The 17,370-nt window shown below is 74.3% G+C and carries 18 protein-coding genes; 3 read left to right on the forward strand and 15 right to left on the reverse strand.

Translation table 11 applies throughout. The annotated features are described in order from the left end of the window. The first annotated feature begins 237 nt into the window (after nucleotides 1–237). Nucleotides 238–1,218 carry an AEC family transporter gene (locus tag AC0VX2_RS09690; RefSeq protein ID WP_036317140.1) on the forward strand — a complete coding sequence of 327 codons (981 nt, stop codon included), beginning with the start codon at nucleotides 238–240 and terminating at the stop codon, nucleotides 1,216–1,218. 55 nt (nucleotides 1,219–1,273) lie between these two features. Here AC0VX2_RS09690 and AC0VX2_RS09695 read toward each other — a convergent pair whose 3' ends face one another. The 15 genes from AC0VX2_RS09695 to AC0VX2_RS09765 form a co-directional block, all read right to left on the reverse strand. Continuing rightward, on the reverse strand, nucleotides 1,274–2,233 hold the full coding sequence (locus AC0VX2_RS09695) for a diaminopimelate dehydrogenase (protein ID WP_098094361.1): 960 nt from the start codon (nucleotides 2,231–2,233) through the stop codon (nucleotides 1,274–1,276). 44 nt (nucleotides 2,234–2,277) lie between these two features. Continuing rightward, on the reverse strand, nucleotides 2,278–2,871 hold the full coding sequence (locus AC0VX2_RS09700) for a hypothetical protein (RefSeq protein ID WP_078025519.1): 594 nt from the start codon (nucleotides 2,869–2,871) through the stop codon (nucleotides 2,278–2,280). A gap of 124 nt (nucleotides 2,872–2,995) precedes the next feature. Continuing rightward, nucleotides 2,996–3,475, reverse strand: a complete 480-nt coding sequence (locus AC0VX2_RS09705; protein WP_078025518.1) for a flavodoxin domain-containing protein — start codon at nucleotides 3,473–3,475, stop codon at nucleotides 2,996–2,998. 40 nt (nucleotides 3,476–3,515) lie between these two features. Continuing rightward, nucleotides 3,516–5,615 carry an NHL domain-containing thioredoxin family protein gene (locus AC0VX2_RS09710; RefSeq protein ID WP_078025517.1) on the reverse strand — a complete coding sequence of 700 codons (2,100 nt, stop codon included), beginning with the start codon at nucleotides 5,613–5,615 and terminating at the stop codon, nucleotides 3,516–3,518. Nucleotides 5,616–5,709: 94 nt separating this feature from the next. Further along, nucleotides 5,710–6,564: a hypothetical protein gene (locus AC0VX2_RS09715; RefSeq protein WP_228070732.1), complete on the reverse strand. Its 855-nt coding sequence runs from the start codon at nucleotides 6,562–6,564 to the stop codon at nucleotides 5,710–5,712. Further along, on the reverse strand, nucleotides 6,554–8,812 hold the full coding sequence (locus AC0VX2_RS09720; RefSeq protein ID WP_061873116.1) for a bifunctional copper resistance protein CopD/cytochrome c oxidase assembly protein: 2,259 nt from the start codon (nucleotides 8,810–8,812) through the stop codon (nucleotides 6,554–6,556). The genes AC0VX2_RS09715 and AC0VX2_RS09720 overlap by 11 nt, the downstream gene beginning before the upstream one ends. 73 nt (nucleotides 8,813–8,885) lie before the next feature. Then, nucleotides 8,886–10,316, reverse strand: a complete 1,431-nt coding sequence (locus tag AC0VX2_RS09725) for a Dyp-type peroxidase (protein WP_102708540.1) — start codon at nucleotides 10,314–10,316, stop codon at nucleotides 8,886–8,888. After that, a complete protein-coding gene (locus AC0VX2_RS09730) occupies nucleotides 10,303–10,914 on the reverse strand; it encodes a copper chaperone PCu(A)C (RefSeq protein ID WP_095694943.1) in 612 nt (203 codons plus the stop codon). The genes AC0VX2_RS09725 and AC0VX2_RS09730 overlap by 14 nt, the downstream gene beginning before the upstream one ends. A 103-nt stretch (nucleotides 10,915–11,017) precedes the next feature. Continuing rightward, nucleotides 11,018–11,701: a copper resistance CopC family protein gene (locus AC0VX2_RS09735; protein ID WP_102708539.1), complete on the reverse strand. Its 684-nt coding sequence runs from the start codon at nucleotides 11,699–11,701 to the stop codon at nucleotides 11,018–11,020. A 110-nt stretch (nucleotides 11,702–11,811) separates the two neighbouring features. Further along, a complete protein-coding gene (locus AC0VX2_RS09740; protein WP_102708538.1) occupies nucleotides 11,812–12,507 on the reverse strand; it encodes a hypothetical protein in 696 nt (231 codons plus the stop codon). A 157-nt stretch (nucleotides 12,508–12,664) separates the two neighbouring features. Continuing rightward, nucleotides 12,665–12,946: an HU family DNA-binding protein gene (locus AC0VX2_RS09745; protein WP_002858339.1), complete on the reverse strand. Its 282-nt coding sequence runs from the start codon at nucleotides 12,944–12,946 to the stop codon at nucleotides 12,665–12,667. 229 nt (nucleotides 12,947–13,175) lie between these two features. Beyond that, nucleotides 13,176–13,481, reverse strand: a complete 306-nt coding sequence (rpsN, locus tag AC0VX2_RS09750) for a 30S ribosomal protein S14 (protein ID WP_002858338.1) — start codon at nucleotides 13,479–13,481, stop codon at nucleotides 13,176–13,178. A gap of 1 nt (nucleotide 13,482) precedes the next feature. After that, the gene (gene rpmG / locus AC0VX2_RS09755) at nucleotides 13,483–13,650 is read right to left on the reverse strand and encodes a 50S ribosomal protein L33 (RefSeq protein WP_002858336.1); all 168 of its coding nucleotides are present in this window, start codon (nucleotides 13,648–13,650) and stop codon (nucleotides 13,483–13,485) included. 1 nt (nucleotide 13,651) lies between these two features. Then, nucleotides 13,652–13,888, reverse strand: coding sequence for a 50S ribosomal protein L28 (gene rpmB / locus AC0VX2_RS09760; RefSeq protein WP_044658835.1), 237 nt, complete (start codon nucleotides 13,886–13,888; stop codon nucleotides 13,652–13,654). 466 nt (nucleotides 13,889–14,354) lie between these two features. Next, nucleotides 14,355–15,110, reverse strand: a complete 756-nt coding sequence (locus AC0VX2_RS09765) for a VIT1/CCC1 transporter family protein (protein WP_044658834.1) — start codon at nucleotides 15,108–15,110, stop codon at nucleotides 14,355–14,357. A 169-nt stretch (nucleotides 15,111–15,279) separates the two neighbouring features. Between AC0VX2_RS09765 and AC0VX2_RS09770 the strand changes: the two genes are divergently transcribed. Continuing rightward, the gene (locus AC0VX2_RS09770; RefSeq protein ID WP_041104497.1) at nucleotides 15,280–16,563 is read left to right on the forward strand and encodes an NRAMP family divalent metal transporter; all 1,284 of its coding nucleotides are present in this window, start codon (nucleotides 15,280–15,282) and stop codon (nucleotides 16,561–16,563) included. Next, entirely contained in the window at nucleotides 16,556–17,368 is an 813-nt protein-coding gene (locus AC0VX2_RS09775) for a putative hydro-lyase (RefSeq protein WP_102708537.1), read from the forward strand. Before AC0VX2_RS09770 ends, AC0VX2_RS09775 begins: the two co-directional genes overlap by 8 nt. Nucleotides 17,369–17,370 lie beyond the last annotated feature (2 nt).

Raw genomic sequence — 17,370 nt, forward strand, 5'->3', positions numbered from 1 at the left:
CCGGCCATGCCGCGCCGCGGGTCGGGGACGACGTCCGTCGCGTGCGGGTGGGCCCGAGGATCCGCTCCCCTTCGCGCCGGGCTGCAGGGCCCTGCCGCGCGGGACCGGGCCGCGTGGCGCGCTCGGCGGTGGGCGCCGCCGTCGTGATCCAGGCTAGCCCACGCCCGCGGCGTAGGATCGCGCCATGCCCCTGACCCCTCCGCGGACCGCCCCACCCCGACCCGTGGAGGCCCGTCCGTGACCCAGGTGCTCTCCGGCTTCGCGGTCGTGTGGGTGATCATCCTCGTGGGCGTCCTGGTGGGGCGCACGGGGGTGCTCGGCGAGCACGGCCGCACCGTGCTCTCCCGCGCGGCGTTCTTCATCGGCAACCCGGCGCTGCTGTTCGTCACGCTCTCCCGCGCGGACGTGGGCGCCGTGCTGGGCCCCCAGCTGTGGGTGGCCACGCTGTCCGCGTTCACCGCGGCCGCACTGTACCTCGCGGTGACGGTCCCGCTGCTGAAGGGCAGGTCGGCCTCGGAGCGGATCATGTCCGCGCTCAGCGCCTCGCTCGTGAACTCGGCGAACCTCGGCATCCCCATCGCGGCCTACGTCCTCGGCGACGCCGCCCTGGCCGCCCCGGCGCTCATCTTCCAGCTGGCGATCTACACGCCGCTCTACGTGGCCGCGATGGACGCCGCCACCGCGCGCGAGGTCCGACGACGCACGACGGCGGGCCGGCGCCGGGCGGTGCGCCGCTCCCCCGGGCGCGCCGTGGCCGACCAGGTCCGCCACACGGTCACCAACCCCCTGATCCTGGGCTCGGTGGCCGGCCTGGTCTTCTCCCTCACCGGCTGGTCGTTGCCGGGCCCCCTCATGGAGTCCGTGGAGCTCATCGGCGGGCTGTCCATCCCGGCGATGCTCCTGGCGTTCGGCATGTCGCTGGTCGGCTCGCGGCCGCTCGAGCGGGCCGGCGGGCGACGCGCGGACGTGCTGCTCGCCTCGGCGGTGAAGCTGGTGGTGCATCCGCTGCTGGCCTGGCTGCTCGCGCAGTTCGTGTTCGGCCTGGATGCGCGGCACGTGTTCGTCGCCGTCGTCCTGGCCTCCCTGCCGACCGCACAGAACGTGTTCGTCACCGCCGTGCGCTACGACGCGGGGCTGCGCGTCTCGAAGGACACGATCCTGGTCACCACGATCGTCGCGATCCCGGCGATGATCGCCGTCGCACTGCTGCTGGCCTGAGGCCGACGACGGCGGCGCCCGGCCCGGTGCCCCGCGCCGGACGCCTCGCCGCGGCTCAGACGTCCCGGCGGATCAGCTCGTCCAGCCCCGTGGGCGAGAGCAGGTACGGGGCGACCTCGAGCACGGTGCGCGCCCCCGTCTCCCCCTGGGCCTTCAGACGCGCGGCGGCGCGGCCGTAGGCGACCTGCGCGGCGGCGGTGAAGTCCGGGTTGGACTCCAGCTCCAGCACGAACTCGACAGCGCTGCGCGAGCCGCCGAGGTCGCCCGAGGTGACGACGTGGCCGCCGTGCGGCATGCCCTGGTGGTCGCGCTCGAACTCCTCCTCGGAGATGAAGTGCACGGTGGTCTCGTACGGGGCGAAGTAGTCGGGCATCGTGGTGATGGCCTCGGTGATGGCCGCGTGGTCGGCCTCGTCGGCCACCACGTAGCACTCACGCACGTGCGCGGAGGCGCCGGTGATCTCGGCGCCCCGTCCGGCGCGGGCCTCGGCGATCGCCTCCTCGCTGGGGATCGTGTACTGCACGCCGCGCCGCACGCCGGGGACCCGCCGGACGGCGTCGGAATGGCCCTGCGAGAGACCCTTGCCCCAGAACGTGTTCTGCTGCGGCTGCGGGAACAGCGCGGCGCCCAGCACCCGGTTCACCGAGAACAGGCCCGGGTCCCAGCCGGTGGAGATCATCGCCACGTGCCCGCCCTCCCGGGCCGCGGCGTCCATCTCGGCGCGGTGCCCCGGGATGAGCTGGTGGTTGTCGTAGGTGTCCACGGTGGTGAAGTGCCGCGCGTAGCCGGCCGCCTGCTCAGGGATGTCCGTGGCGCTGCCGAGGCAGAGGAACAGCACGTCGATCTCCCCGGCGTGCTCGGCGGCTCGCTCCGCCGGGAGCACGGGCGTGTCCGTGTCCAGGCCGGTGCGGCGCGAGAAGATGCCCACCAGCTCCATGTCCGGCTGGAGCTTCACGAGCTTCTCCACACTGCGGCCGAGGTTCCCGTATCCGACGATGCCGGCGCGGATGGTCATGTGCGTCCTCCTGGTGGGGTCGTGGTCAGGTCGGTCCCGCCAGCCTAGGCCCGGCGCCGCGGGGCGCCGAGTCCGCCCGCCGGACCGCGCAGCAGGAGCACGACGACGGCGACCAGCCCCGTCAACGCCAGCATGCTGACCACGTAGATCGGCCAGGCCCACGGGCTGTGGTCGGCCCCGCCGATGCCGTAGGTGTCCGCGAGCGCCATGCCCGGCCCGAACGAGGCCATGAAGTAGGCCGGGGACGCGGCGACGAGCGAGGCGAGGCCCAGGGCGAGGACCGCCAGCGGGTCGACCTCCTCGCGACGCCACGTGAGGAACCACAGGACGGCGGCCACGCCGAGCCCGGCCGCCAGGATCACGGCCGAGAGGACGAAGGGGACGCCGAGCTGGCCCGCCGCGCTCAGGTCCGCGTAGATCCTCCCGAGGCCGCGGTCGCCGGGCGCGGCGGCCAACGGGTTGAGGACGAACACCTGCAGGGCCGCGAGCGCCGCGGCGGCGGCGATGACGCCCGGGACCACCGCACCCGCGGCGAGCCGCACCCAGCCGGGCCGGTCGGGCAGGGCGAAGGGCGCCGTCGTCGGGCGGGGCCGGGCGGGGCGGGAGGACGCGGCGGGGCGACGGGCGGAAGGGGACATGCGGCCAGGCTAACCGCTCGCCTCCGCTGCGGACACGAGAGCCTCCGGCGCCGTTTCGTCAACGAAAGCGGCTGTGGAGGCTCCTCCGCCTCCACCGTCTCGTCGACGACAGCGGCGGGTGAGGTCAGCGCACGCCGGCGCCGGGGAGGGTCTTGGCCCAGGCCTCGATGGCGTCCCAGTCGCGGAAGTCGCCGTAGTGCTCGTTGCGGGAGAGCTTGAGCTTGAGCTTCTCCAGCCGGCCCAGGCGCTCCTCGAAGAGCGCCCCGCGGAAGTACGCCACCTCGCGCGGACCGTAGGACTCGAGCTTCTCCCGCACCGGCCGGGCCAGCTCGGGCGCGCCGCCCGAGGCCAGGATCACGAGCGGCAGGTCCGTCAACTCGGCCCGACGGGTGTCAAGGAACGCCCGGGCGTCGGCGGCGAACGAGCCCGTGTAGACCGGAGCCGCGACGATCACCGCGTCCGCCGTGGCCAGCCAGGCGGCGGCGCCCTCGACGTCCTCCACCACGGTCGGGACGGCCTGCGACGTGCGCAGCACCTCCGCGACACGCTCGGCGATCTCTCGCGTGGATCCGTGGGCGGACGAGGTGACGATGAGCGTGGTCATGGTGGGGCGCAGCCTTCGGGGTCGGGGGCGGACGACGCGCTCAGTGTATCCCGCGCAGGTCCAGGTCCAGGCGGGTCTCGGCGCCCTCCGGGGCCCGGTCCGGGGTGTGCACCGTGACCGGGATGCCCCAGTCCTGCTGGTACAGGTGGCAGGCGGCGTGGTCGGGGATCGGCTGCCCCTTCTCCCCGTCGCATGCGGCGGCCCGGGCGGTGATGTGCAGGACGCCCTCCTCGACCTCGGGGTTCAGCCGCAGCGTCCGGTGCAGCCCCGTGGACGTGCCCGCGCCCTCGAGCAGCAGCTCCTCCGGGGAGGAGGAGATCTTCAGCTGCGTGGGGTCGCCCCAGCGGTCGTCCAGCTTCTGCCCCGTGGGCGCGGCGAAGCCGATCGTCAGGTCCAGGTCGCCGGCCACCACCGGGGTGCGGGGACGCTGCGTCTGCCGCGCGCCCTCGTCCACGGTGAGGAACTCCTCCGGCACCGCCAGCCGCGTGAGCCGGTGGGCGTTGGACTCGACCACCACGATCGCGGTGTCGTTCCCGTCCGCGTCGTGCTCCACGAGCACGTCCGAGGGCTCGAGCAGCCCCCGCGCCACCGTGGTCACCGTGGCCGGGACCGCCCGGCCCGCAGCGTCCTCGCCGGCCGGGGCGTACCGGCGGATCGCGCCGTTGTACGTGTCCGCGATCAGCACGGAGCCGTCCGGCAGGGCCGTGACGCCCAGCGGGTGCTGCAGGCGCGCGCGGTCCGCCTCCCCGTCCACGTGGCCGAAGTCGAACAGGCCCGCCCCGACGGCGGTCCCGACCTCGCGGCGCCCGTCCTCCCCGGTCCGCACCCAGCGCACCGCGGAGGTCTCCGAGTCCGCGACCCACAGCGCGCCGTCCGCGCCCACGGACAGCCCCGAGGGCTGCGCGAACCAGGCCCGTCCGGCGTCGCCGTCCAGCAGGCCCTCGAGCGCCGTGCCCGCGTGCACCGCGAGCGCGCCCGTGACGGGGTCGAAGTCGAAGAGCTGGTGCGTGCCGGCCATCGCGATCACCACACGCCCCAGGGCGGGGTGCCACACGACGTCCCACGGGGAGGACAGCGAGATCGCGGTCGGCTCCCCGGGCAGGTCCGCGAGGTCGACGGCGATGTCCCCCTCGTCGTCGACGGCGGCGGCCTCCTTGGCGCGCTCGGAGTCGATGAGCTTCTGCACGCCGTTGCCGGCGAGGGTGCTGACGTGCCCGTCCGACAGGCGCAGGCCCCGCAGCCGGTGGTTGACGGAGTCCGCCACGACCACGTCGTAGCCGACGCGCTCCGCGACGTCCTCGGGCAGCAGCGCCAGGCCCTGGGGCTCGTTGAACAGCGCCTCGTCCGGCCCGCCGTCCGCGTGGCCCTTCTCCCCGGGCGTGGGGAATGCGAGCTCGGCCTGGCCCGCGTCCGCCGTGGCGGGGTCCCCGCCGCCGAACGCGCGGAGCACCGTGGTCAGGTCCTCGGCGACCTCCAGGAGGCGGTGGTGGCCGGTGTCCGAGACGAGGAACGAGCCCGGGCGGGAGCCGCGGCCGCCGAGGGACACGGCCTTGCCGGGGAACGACAGGTCCCGGGCCACGGGCGCGGGCGGGACGTAGGGGCCGGAGCCGCGGTGCAGCGTGCCCTTGGCCTCGTGCTCGGCCACGAGCTCGCGCACGAGCCCGTAGAGCCCGGCCACGTGCCCCTCGCCGGACAGGTGCGCGGCGATGTAGCCCTCCGGGTCCACCACCACGAGGGTGGGCCAGGCGCGCGCCGAGTACGCCTGCCACGTGGTCAGCTCGGGGTCGTCCAGCACGGGGTGCTCGATGGCGTAGCGCTCGACGGCGGCCGCGAGCGCGTCCGGGTCCGCCTCGTGCTCGAACTTGGGCGAGTGCACGCCCACCGTGACGAGCACATCCGCGAACTCCTCCTCGAGCGGGCGCAGCTCGTCCAGGACGTGCAGGCAGTTGATGCAGCAGAACGTCCAGAAGTCGAGGAGGACGACCTTGCCGCGCAGGTCCTCGAGGGTCACCTGCTCACCGCCGGTGTTCAGCCAGCCGCGGCCCACCAGCTCGGACGCGCGCACCCGGGTGGCCGCGCGCGGCACGGCGGCGGGGGCGTCAGCGGACGGGACGGGGTTCGGGGTCTGCGGTGCGGTCATGCCCACCATCATGGCGCACGTCCCGGACGCGTCAGCCGTGAGCGGACGCCGCGGCGTCACAGGGGGAAAGACGACGCCGCCGGGCGGGTCCGGCTCAGTCGGCGGCCAGGGCGGCGGCCAGCATCTCCTCCGCGATGAGGGTGAACTCCTTGCGCCCGGCCTCGGGCCGGCCCACGAAGGAGACCATCACCACGGCGTCGGAGGTGACGGCGGTGAGCACCTGGGCCGTGAGCTGGGGCTCGGACTCCGAGGCCACGGTCCGCTCCCACACGAGGGCGGACTGCGCCGGCGTGCCGTCGGACAGCGGCGCGTCGGAGACCTCGAGGCGGTAGTCGACGGTCGCGTCCCCCTCCTGCACGGTCATGGTCATCTCGCGGCAGTCGGCGCGCAGGGCGTTGACGGTCTGGATGTGCCGCTCGACGTCCTGGCGGCCCTGGCCCGTGAGCCGGGCGACCTCCACGGTGCCCGTGCCCGTGAAGGTGTCGGCGCCGACGTCCACGCGCGTGGCCTCGGCCCCGTCGAGGGCGATCGGAGAGAAGTCCAGGGCGGTCAGCGGCGCCTTGCACTGCGCCGGCTGCACGGTGGTCCGGTCCGCGTCCGCACGCCGGTCCCGGGAGTCCTCGCGGGCCGCGTCGATCTCCTCCGCCGTGGCGGCCCGCTGCCGGACGAAGCCGAACGTGGCCGCACGCTCGGCCGCGGCCTCCGCCATGCGCTCGTCCTGACGGTCGCCCAGGCCGAGCCCCTCCGGGGCCGCCGACTCCGTGTGCACCGCGGTGCCGGCGTCGTCGTGGACCCCGTCCGCGGGCACGGACGCGGCGGCCGGATCGTTGTCCCCGGCCCCGCAGCCCGTCAGGGCCAGCAGGCCGGCGGCGACGGCGGCCACGAGGCGCAGCCGACCACGCCGGGGCGCGGCCGGGCGGCGGAGGGGACGGACACGGTCAGCGGACATCACGGGCCTCCTCGGGGCCGGTGGAGGAGTCACGGGCCGCGGGCTCGGCGCCGCTCGGGGCGTCGGTGGCCGGGGTGCCGTGCATGCGGGCATACATCTCGTTCCAGCGGCGCAGCTCCGCGTCGCCGTCGCGGTCGGCCTGCCGGTCCAGCCGGACCGCGTTCTTGCGGTCGCTGCGATACCAGAGCACGGCCACCATCACCGCCATCATCACGGTGGGGAACTCGCCGATGCCCCACATCACCGCGCCGCCGATGCGCTGATCCTCGAGGGCGGTGGGGCCCCAGTCGCGGCCCATGTTGCCGAACCAGGACGCCTGCAGCAGACCGGTGGAGGTGGTCATGGCGACGCCGATGAAGGCGTGGAAGACCATCGTGGCCATCAGGAGCACGAGCCGCAGGGCGTACGGGGGCCGGCGCGGCAGCGGATCCGAGCCGATCATGACCAGGGCGAACAGGAACCCGGTCAGCAGGAAGTGGACGTTCATGAACTCGTGGCCCACGTGGGTCTCCAGCGAGAACCGGAAGAAGTCCGTGTAGTAGAACACCAGGATCGAGCCGGCGAAGTTGACCCCCGCCACGATCGGGTTCGTGATGAACCGCCCCCACGGGGAGTGCACGATCCACAGGATCCACTCGCGGGGGCCGCGCGTCCCATCCGTGCGGGACGGCAGGGCCCGCAGCGCCAGGGTGATGGGTGCGCCCAGGACGAGGAAGACGGGACTGAGCATCGTCAGCGTCATGTGGCCCACCATGTGCGCGCTGAACAGGACGCGGCCGTACACGGCCGGGGACCCGGAGGTCGCCCACAGCAGCACGGCCAGGCCCGCGAGCCACGCGACGGTGCGCAGCACGGGCCAGCGGTCGCCGCGGCGGCGCAGCTGCCACACGGAGCGCAGGTACCAGAGGGTCAGGAACGCGATGATCGCGACCCACAGCCAGTCGAACCGCCACATCGTGATCCACCGGGCGCCCTCGAGGGCCGGCGGCAGCTCGTAGCCGGTGAGGATGCGGGCCGGGGAGGCGTCCGGCGCGAGCTCCTCCGGCACGGGCGGGGCCGTCCGGGAGAGCACGGAGGAGACGCCCATGACGGCGCCCATGATCACGGCCTCCACGGCGATGAGCTGCCACAGCAGGCGACGCGCGGGGGCGGGGCTGGGACGGTCCGGGCCGGCGTCGAGGCGGGGGATCACCCACCGGCGGTGCAGCAGGCCGATCAGGCCGAGGCCCAGGGCCGCCAGGAACTTGGCCGACACGAGGATGCCGTAGGGGCTCAGCAGCTGGGCCGGATCGTCCATGCGGATCGACGCGTTGACCACGCCGGACAGCGCCACCGTGACCAGGCCCAGCCCGGCGAGCACGGAGTAGCGGGTCAGGACCGTGTGCAGCAGGGGCGCCGGGCCCTGCCGGCGCAGGCTGCGGCCCCGCCCCTGCGCCCCGTTGGGCCCCACGAGGGTGTCCGAGATCGCGACGAGCACGAGCAGTCCGCCCACCCACACGACGACGCCGAGCAGGTGCAGGCCGATCGAGTTCACGGCGCCGGTGTGGTCGTCACCGCCCGCCGCGTGCCCGATCAGGGCCAGGGGCACGAGGGCGAGCATCGCCAGGATGCCGGTCCAGAACAGGCCGTTGTGGGAGCGGACGGCGATCGCCAACGTGGTCACGACGGCGGCGATCACGGTGACCCAGAACCACGCCTGGCCCACCGAGATGCCGACCACGTAGGCCGCCAGGCCGTCCGTGAAGCCCTGCCCCGCCGTGACGGGGATGCCGGCGAGATCCGAGTAGGACAGCACGCCGACGGCCAGCGCGGCCACTGTCCACACGCCGGCGCTGACGGCGGCGATCCGCATCACGCGGGTGAACGCGGGGTGCTCGGGCAGCGGTGCGGCGTCCGCGTCCTCGCGCCGCTGCCGGGCGGAGCGGTGCCACCGTTCCGTGCCCGCCGCGTGGGGCGGCAGGACCCCGGCCGCGAAGATCAGCGCGGCGATGGTCAGGGACATCGCCACGTTGGAGACGAGCTCCCCCACGGGCACGCCCCAGCGGGTGATCCACCCCGGGTCGGAGAGCTGGCGCGCGGCGGTGACGCCGGTCAGCCAGCCGGCGGCGGCGAGGCCGGCCGCTCCCGCGGCGGCCACGAGCACCCAGATCCACCGGGGCACTCCGACCGGCCCCGACGGACCGGGGCGGGCGGCGTCGTCGTTCTCGGCGGGATGGCTGCCCCGGGCGGGGGCGGTGGCGGCGGACATGGGGTCCATCCTCTCAAAGCATGCGGACGCCCGGCGACGACGGGAGCGGCCCCGCCGTCGTCGGGCCCCTGGGTCAGGCGAACAGGGCGTCGCCCACGAACCCGCCCTCGGCGCAGCCGGGCGGGATCGCGAAGACCGCCGAGCCGACGGGCACGGTCCACAGGTTCAGGTGGTCCGACTCCGCGAGCCGGGCCTGGACGGGGACGAACTGTCGGTCCACGTCCGCCTGGTAGGCGGCGAAGATCAGGCCGGAGCCCGCCTCCAGCGCCCCGCGCGGGTCGTCGTAGTTGTAGCCGCGACGCAGCATCCCGTACTCGGGCTCCTCCCCGCGGGCCCGCCGCAGGTGCGCGATGTCCGAGATGACCGGGAAGCCCGTGGGGCCGACGGCGTCGAAGTCCGGCTCGTCGTGCTCCTGCTCCCCCGTGAGGGGGGCGCCGGTGCCGAGGCGGCGGCCGATGACCTTCTCCTTGGCCGGGCGGTCGAGCTCGTCCCACGTGTCCATGAGCATCTCGATGCGCCGGATCACCACGGACGTGCCGTCCGCGATCCACGGGGTGACGCCCACCTGCTCGGCACCCACGCCCCACACCACGCGGTCGAGGTGCGGGGTGTCCGCCGCCGGATTGCCGGTGCCGTCCACCTGCCCGAAGAGATTGCGCATCGTGGTGCCGGTGGGGTGGGCGCCGCGGGCGGAGCGGAAGCCCTCCTGCACCCAGCGCTCGGTGGCGAACGGCCGGGCCGCCTTGAGGAGCATGCGCCGGGCGTGGGCCACGGACATCCGGTCGTCGCCGCAGATCTGCAGCAGCAGGTCGCCGTCGCTGAACGCGGGGTCCAGGCGGTCGATCTGCTCGAACGCCGGCAGCGGGCGCAGCCAGGCCGGGGCCCGGTCCGGGGCCACGCGGCGGACGAGCTCCGGGCCGAAGCCGAACGTCACGGTGAGCCGAGCGGGGGCGGCGGCGAGCTCCGGCTCGGTGTCGGCGATCGTGGCGCGGCCCTGGGTCAGGCGCGCCGCGTCGTCGGTGAGCAGGCGCAGCATCCGCTCGATGCGCACCCGGTCCGTGTCCTCGTGCAGGTCGAAGGCGAGGAAGACGGCGTGGGCCTGGGCGGGGGTGTCGACGCCGGCCTGGCGCGGCCCGTGGAACGGCACGGTGTCCGTGCCCACGGGCGAGCTGACGGCCACCCGGGCGGCCTGGCCGCCGGGCTCGGCCCAGCCGGCCCGGCCGACGTCGCCCTCGATGCCGGTGTCGCCCATGACCTCGGAGGGCGAGGCCCCCGTCCCGGACGCGGCGGACGCGCCCGGGGCGGTGGAGGCCGACGCGTGGCCGGCGCCGTAGCCGAGTGCCGTGCCCAGCAGGCCGCCGCCCACCGCGCCCGCCCCGAGGAGCAGGCCGCGGCGGGAGGGGCCCCCCGGGGTCGGGCGGGCGCCCTCGCGCCCGTCCGGCCCGTGGTGGTCGTCCGGCCCGTGGTGGTCGTCCGACCGGACGACGGGGTCAGTGGTCGGCATGGTCCTCCGATTCGTGGGACTCGCCGCCGTGGTACGACTCGTTGGCGCCGGTGAAGGGCCGGACCACGGAGGTGACCTCGAGGGTGGAGCCGTCCTCCAGCTCGAGGTCGTAGGTCACGTCCTCACCCGGCTCGATCGGGTCGGTCAGGCCCATGAACATCACGTGGTTGCCGCCCGGGGCGAGCTCGAAGCTCCCGCCCGCGGGCACGGTGAAGCCGTCGGGGCTCTGCTGCATCACCATCTGGCCGTCCTCGCCGGAGACCATCTCGTGGAGCTCGACCGTCTCGCCCAGCTCCGAGCGGACGCCGACGATGTGCAGGTCCTGGTCCGAGGAGTTCTCGAGCATGCCGAAGGAACCGGTCATGCCCTCCTCGGTGGCCTTCGTCCAGGGGTCGGTGATCGTGAGGCCGGCGGCCTGGCCGTCCGCGGTGGACGCGGCCGACGAGGCGCCCGTGGCCGGCGCGACGCTCGAGGCGTCCGACGCGCTCGGGGCGGAGCCGGCGTCGTCTCCGGCGCAGGCCGTCAGGCCGAGGGCGGCGACGGCGAGCACGGCGGCGGCGCCGAGGCGGCGAGGGGCGCGGGGGGAGGTGGTGGTCACGTCTGTGGGGTTCCTTGTCAGGCGGGCGCGCGACGACGCGCGGGGCGTTCGGACGCGCGAGGACGGGGCCGGTCCCCTCAGGGGGCCGGCCGGGGATCAGAGGTCAGCGGCCGTCGTCGAGGTGGCCGAGCGCGCGGGCGCGGCGGCCCATCAGGAGGAAGGCGACCACGAGCACGGCCAGGCCGGCGATGCCGGCGACCCACACCCAGGCGGGCAGCGCGTCGGAGTCCGCGGGCTGCGCGGCGTGGGAGGCGTCCGCCTGCGCGGTCGCCGCGGCCGAGGCGGCGTCGCCCTGACTTGCCGTGGCCTCCGGGGAGGCGGCGATCGAGGCCCCGGCGACGGCGGAGCCGCAGCCCTGGGGCGCGGTGCCGGCGGCCGGTGCGGCCGGGTCGTCCACCGCGAAGTCGAACGAGCGCTCCTCGGAGTGCCCGTCCGAGTAGACGACGCGGTAGGCGACCTCGTAGTCGCCGTTGGGCAGCCCCTCGCACAGCGGCGCGGAGAAGGTGGGGCCGTCCACGGTGCCGGCGGCGGACTGCCACTGGTTGCCGTCGGCGTCGCGGACCTGCAGGAGGTTCTGGATGCCCTCGCCGTCGATCAGCTCGCCGCTGAAGGTCAGCGAGACCTCCGACGGCGCCGTCGTGACGGTCTCGTCGACGGCGGGGGCGGTGCGGATGAGCTCGTCGTGCGCGGCCGCGGGGGCAGCCCCGGCGACGACGAGGGCGGGCAGCAGGGCGAGTCCGGCGGCGGCGCGAGCAGCGCGGCGGACAGGGGTGGTCTGGTGATGCATGGTGGTGTCCTCACGGGTCTGCCGCGGTCCCGGACGGGAGTCGCGGGCGGACCGTTCCGAAGGGTCGTCGGGCGCGGTCGGGCCTCGAGACGCGGACGGAGCCGGCGTCCTCAGGCCGCGAGGGCGAACGGCGGGCCGCGCCGCCCCGGAGAGCTGAGGAGGACGAGGGACGTCGCCGGCCGGAGCACCGGCGGGACGGGGACCCGGACGCGGGCCGGCGTCGGCAGGGGGCCGTGCGCGGCCGGCGGCGGGCAGACGGCGGCCACCACGCGTTCGGCGATGGTGAGCACGAGGGCCTCGCCGCGCCGCAGCACCAGCACGGTGAGGACCGCGGCGATCACGTGGGCCGCGAGCATGCGCAGGTCGGTCAGGTGGCCGGTGGGGGCGCCGGACAGGGCCTCCCCCGACGCCAGGAGGGCCCCGGTGCCGGGACGGGCGTGGCCGAGGTGGGCCGGGTCGACGCCGGCGGCCGGCGCCACGGCGTGCCCGCCGGCGGCGAGCCCGTAGAGCACGTGGAACAGCCCCTGGGCGATCGCGACGGCCGCGGCGGTGCGCCACAGCGAGAGGGCGCGGCCCGCCAGGGCGGTGCAGAGCGGGGCGGCGAGGACGGCCGCGAAGGCGACCACGCCGACCTCGGGGAACCCGTGACCGGGCTCGGCGGCGGTGTGGAACAGCGCGGCCAGGGCGGTCATCGCCAGGGCCCCGGCCCAGCCCCGGGCCAGACGGGCCGGTCCACGCACGACGCGCGGACGGGGGTCCTCGAGGCCGGACGGGGCCCACGGAGCGGCGGCGACGGCGCTGCGCATGCCACGACTCCTCTCCTGACGGCCCCGGCCCACGTCGGCCGGACGATCGTCCGCCCATCCTACGCGGCCGGAGACGACGACGGGCGCCCCACCCGAGGGTGGGACGCCCGTCCTGCGGCGTGCGGCGTGGGTCCGGGGACGCGCACCGCGGCCGGGATCACTCGGAGGCGGCGGCCTTGAGCTTGGAGCCGGCGGTCACCTTCACGGAGTGGCCGGCCGGGATGGTGATCTCCTCGCCGGTGCGCGGGTTGCGGCCGGTGCGCTCCTTGCGCTCGGTGCGCTCCACGGCCAGCCAGCCCGGGATCGAGACCTTCTCGCCCTTCTTGACCTGGGCGGTGAACACCTCGAAGAGGGCGTCCAGCACATCGCTGACGGCGGCCTGGGTGTTGCCGGAGCGCTCGGCGACGGCGGCGACGAGTTCCTTGCGGTTCATGGCCATGGGTCCTCCCTATGGGACGTCGGTTACGGTTCCCGGGCCGTTCGGACCGGGCTGCCAGTTGTGAACGTACCACCTCTCCGCGGGCGAATCGCCCCCTGAACCGCGAGAATCCGCGATTTCCCGTGACCCGGGTGGCCCTCATCCCCGGGGCACGACGACGGCGGCGCCCCTCTCAAGGAGGGGCGCCGCCGTCGCGGTGGTGCCGAGCGCCCGGAGACCGGGCCTCAGGTCACCAGGAGGACTTGGTCACGCCGGGCAGCTCGCCACGGTGCGCCATGTCGCGGAAGCGCACACGGGAGATGCCGAAGCGCTGGAAGGTGCCGCGGGGGCGACCGTCGATGGCGTCGCGGTTGCGCACGCGGACCGGGGAGGCGTCGCGGGGCAGCTTCTGCAGGCCCAGGCGGGCGGCCTCGCGGGCCTCGTCCGACGCGTTCGGGTCCACGAGGGTCTTGCGCAGCTCGAGACGCTTCTCGGCGTAACGGGCCACGATGGCCTTGCGCTGCTCGTTCTTGGCGATCTTGGACTTCTTGGCCATCTCAGCGCTCCTCTCGGAAGTCGACGTGCTTGCGGACCACCGGGTCGTACTTCTTCAGGGTGATGCGGTCCGGGTTGTTCCGGCGGTTCTTGCGGGTCACGTAGGTGAACCCGGTGCCGGCGGTGGACTTCAGCTTGATGATCGGACGAACGTCCTTGTCCTTGGCCATGTCAGAGCTTCACTCCCTTCGCGATCAGGTCCGCCACGACGGCGTCGATCCCGCGCACGTCGATGGTCTTGATGCCCTTGGCGGACAGCGTCAGCATGACGTTGCGGCGCAGGGAGGGGACCCAGTAGGTCTTCTTCTGGATGTTCGGGTCGAACCGGCGCTTGGTGCGACGGTGCGAGTGGGAGATGCTGTGGCCGAATCCCGGCCCAGCCCCGGTTACCTGGCAGTGAGCTGCCATGATCACTCCTCGTGGCAAGTAGTAGTAAAAGGACGGGCGGAACCCGCATGGCGGCGAGCCGCGGACCTGTCCGCGGACACCTGTTGTGAGCCCCGCCCCGGGTGTGGACACCGCACTCTTACTGCGACTTCTCGAAAAGGTGGACCAGGCTGGGTGAGAGCCAACCGAAGTTCCTTATGGGATCGCTGGTGTGGACGGTGAGCCCCGGTCCGCCCTGAGGGCGTCCCGGGATCCGGTCTGCGGGAGCGCGTTGCTTTTCCGACCCGCCGTCCGCCCGGTCACCTGACCGATGGAACGACGAGAACAACGCGGCGTGCGCCGTCCCACCTTACGCGAACCGTGGGCGTCGCTTCAACTCGACGGGGGGCGCCTGTGGTATGCGCACGGTCCTCGGCTTCCAGGACCGCTCCGCGCGCGCCACGGCGCGGCCACGGGCGCTGGGCCGGCCCACCCCTTCCGGCGCGGATCAGGCGACCGACGCCCCCAGCAGCGAGCCCACCGCGAAGGTCAGGCCGAGTGCCAGGGCGCCGCCGAGGACGACGCGCACGGCCGCCCGCAGCGCGGGCGCGTCGCCGAGCCGGGCCCCGACCCAGCCGGTGACGGCGAGGGCCACGAGGGTGACGCCGAACGTGAACGGGACGCGGAGGCCCACCGGCGCCAGGACGACCGTCAGGAAGGGCAGCAGCGCGCCCACGAGGAACGCAAGGAAGGACGCTCCGGCGGCGGCCCACGGGCTGACGACGTCCTCCTCCGCCATGCCCAGCTCCATGCGCAGATGCGCGGCGAGCGCGTCCTTCTCGGTGAGCTCCCGCGCGGCGGCCTCGGCCGTGGCCCGGCTCAGGCCGTCCGCCTCGTAGAGCTGCACGAGCTCCTCCAGCTCGCCCTCGGGATCCTCCTCGAGCTCACGGCGCTCCTTGGCGATCAGCGACTTCTGCGAGTCGGAGGACGAGGAGACGGACACGTACTCGCCCAGCGCCATGGAGAACGCGCCGCCGACCACGGCGGCGGCGCCGGCCAGCAGGATCGGGGTGAGCGCCGTCGTCGCACCGGCGACACCGACGACGGTGGCCGCGACGGACACGATGCCGTCGTTGGCGCCGAGCACGCCCGCGCGGAGCCAGTTGAGGCGGGCATGCACGCCGCCGGCGGCGTGCGGCTCGTCGGGACCGCCCGGCGGGAGCTGATCGGCCAGGGGCGAGGACTGTTCAGACGTGTGCGACATGTCTCCATGGTCGCGGCGTGGGGCGGGGCGCGCCAGGCAGGTGAGGCGTTCCTTCGGGCGGGGACGCCACGACACCCGGTCTCGCTGTTGCCAGGATTGTTCAACAACAGCTACCGTCTCCCCCAGCGCCTCGTGACGCCCGTCACCTCGCCTGGCGCCCTCGACGAAGGTGACCACCGTGTCCCACGCAGACATCCCCCACGCCGGGCCGGACGGCTCGACCCCCTCGGGCACCGCACCGAAGACGGACTCCCGTGCCGCGAGCGCCACCCGGCGCACCGCACTGCTCGGCGCCATGTTCCTCATGGCCACCTCGGCCATCGGCCCCGGCTTCATCACGCAGACCGCCACGTTCACCGTCCGGATGGGCGCCGCGTTCGCGTTCGCCATCCTGGTCTCGATCCTCATCGACATCGCCGTCCAGATGAACGTGTGGCGCGTCATCGGCGTCTCCGGCATGCGCGCCCAGGAGCTGGCGAACCGCGTCCTGCCCGGCCTCGGCTGGGTCCTCGCCGCGCTCGTGTTCCTCGGCGGCATGGTCTTCAACATCGGCAACATCGCCGGCACCGGCCTCGGCGCGAACGCCATGCTCGGCGTCGACCCCCTGATCGGTGGCGGCGTCTCCGCGCTCATCGCGCTGCTGATCTTCCTCTCCAAGCGCGCCGGCGTGGCCCTGGACCGGATCGTGGTGGCGCTCGGCGCCGTCATGATCCTGCTGATGCTGTACGTGGCCATCACCTCCGCCCCGCCCGTGGGCGAGGCCCTGCGCCAGTCCGTGATGCCGGAGGAGGTCGACTTCTTCGTGATCGTCACCCTCGTGGGCGGCACCATCGGCGGCTACATCACCTACGCGGGCGCCCACCGCATGATCGACTCCGGAGTGAAGGGCGTGGACGACGTCCAGGACATCACCCGCAGCTCCGTAGCCTCGATCCTCGTGACCGGCCTGATGCGCGCCCTCCTGTTCCTGGCGATCCTCGGCGTCGTCGCCTCGGGCGCGGTGCTGTCCAAGGACAACCTGGCTGCCTCCGCCTTCCAGGCCGCCGCCGGCGACATCGGCCTGCGCATGTTCGGCATCGTCCTGTGGGCCGCCGCCGTCACCTCCGTGATCGGTGCGTCGTACACCTCGATCAGCTTCGTCACCCGCTCCACCACCAGCGCCCGCACCCGCAACCTGCTGACGGTCGCCTTCATCGTGGTCTGCACCGCCCTCTACCTGGCCCTGCGCCAGGCACCGCAGACGCTGCTCGTGTTCGCCGGCGCGTTCAACGGCATGATCCTGCCGGTCGGCTTCGCCGCCCTCCTGTACGTGGCCTGGCGCCGCCGCGACCTGCTGCACGGCTACCGCTACCCCGGGTGGCTGCTCGTGATCGGCGCGCTCGCGTGGATCGTGTCCGTGTTCATCGCGGTGCGCGGGTTCATCCCCATGGTCGAGATGATCACCGGTGCCTGAGATGACCACGACGACGCCGCTGCCGCCGCTGGACGCCGCCACGACCCCCGCGCAGGCCCGCGAGCGGTTCCGCGCGGGGCTCGTGCGGCCGACCTCGGGGATCGCCGACGGCTACGCGCAGGCGAACCTCGTCTCGATCCCGCAGGACCACGCCTACGACGTCCTGCTCTTCGCCCAGCGCAACCCCAAGGCCCTGCCGCTGCTCGGCGTGTTCGAGGCCGGCGAGGTCAACGGCCCCGCGCTGGACGGCGACGTCCGCACGGACGTGCCGCAGTACGTGGTGTACCGCAACGGCGTCGAGACGGACCGCCCCACGGATCTGCTCGACGTGTGGCGGGACGACCTCGTGACGTTCGTGATCGGCTGCTCGTTCACCTTCGAGTCCGCCCTGGTGGCCGAGGGCATCCGGATGGCCCACCAGGACGCCGGCGTGAACGTGCCGATGTACCGCACCACGCGGCGCTGCGCCTCGGCGGGCCGCCTCTCGGGCCCGCTCGTGGTCTCGATGCGCCCCATCCCCGCCGACCGCGTGGCCGACGCCGTGCGCATCACCTCCCGCTACCCCGCGGTGCACGGCGCGCCCGTGCACGTGGGCGACCCGGCCGGCCTCGGGATCACGGACCTGTCGGCACCGGACTTCGGCGACGCCGTCGAGGTCCCGCAGGGCCACCTGCCCGTGTTCTGGGCGTGCGGGGTGACGCCGCAGGCGGCGATCATGGAGTCCCGCCCGCCGCTGGCCATCACGCACGCGCCCGGGCACATGCTCATCACGGACCTGCCGGACCGGATGTTCCAGGTCCCGTGACC

Source organism: Micrococcus sp. iso_239, from assembly GCF_056173395.1.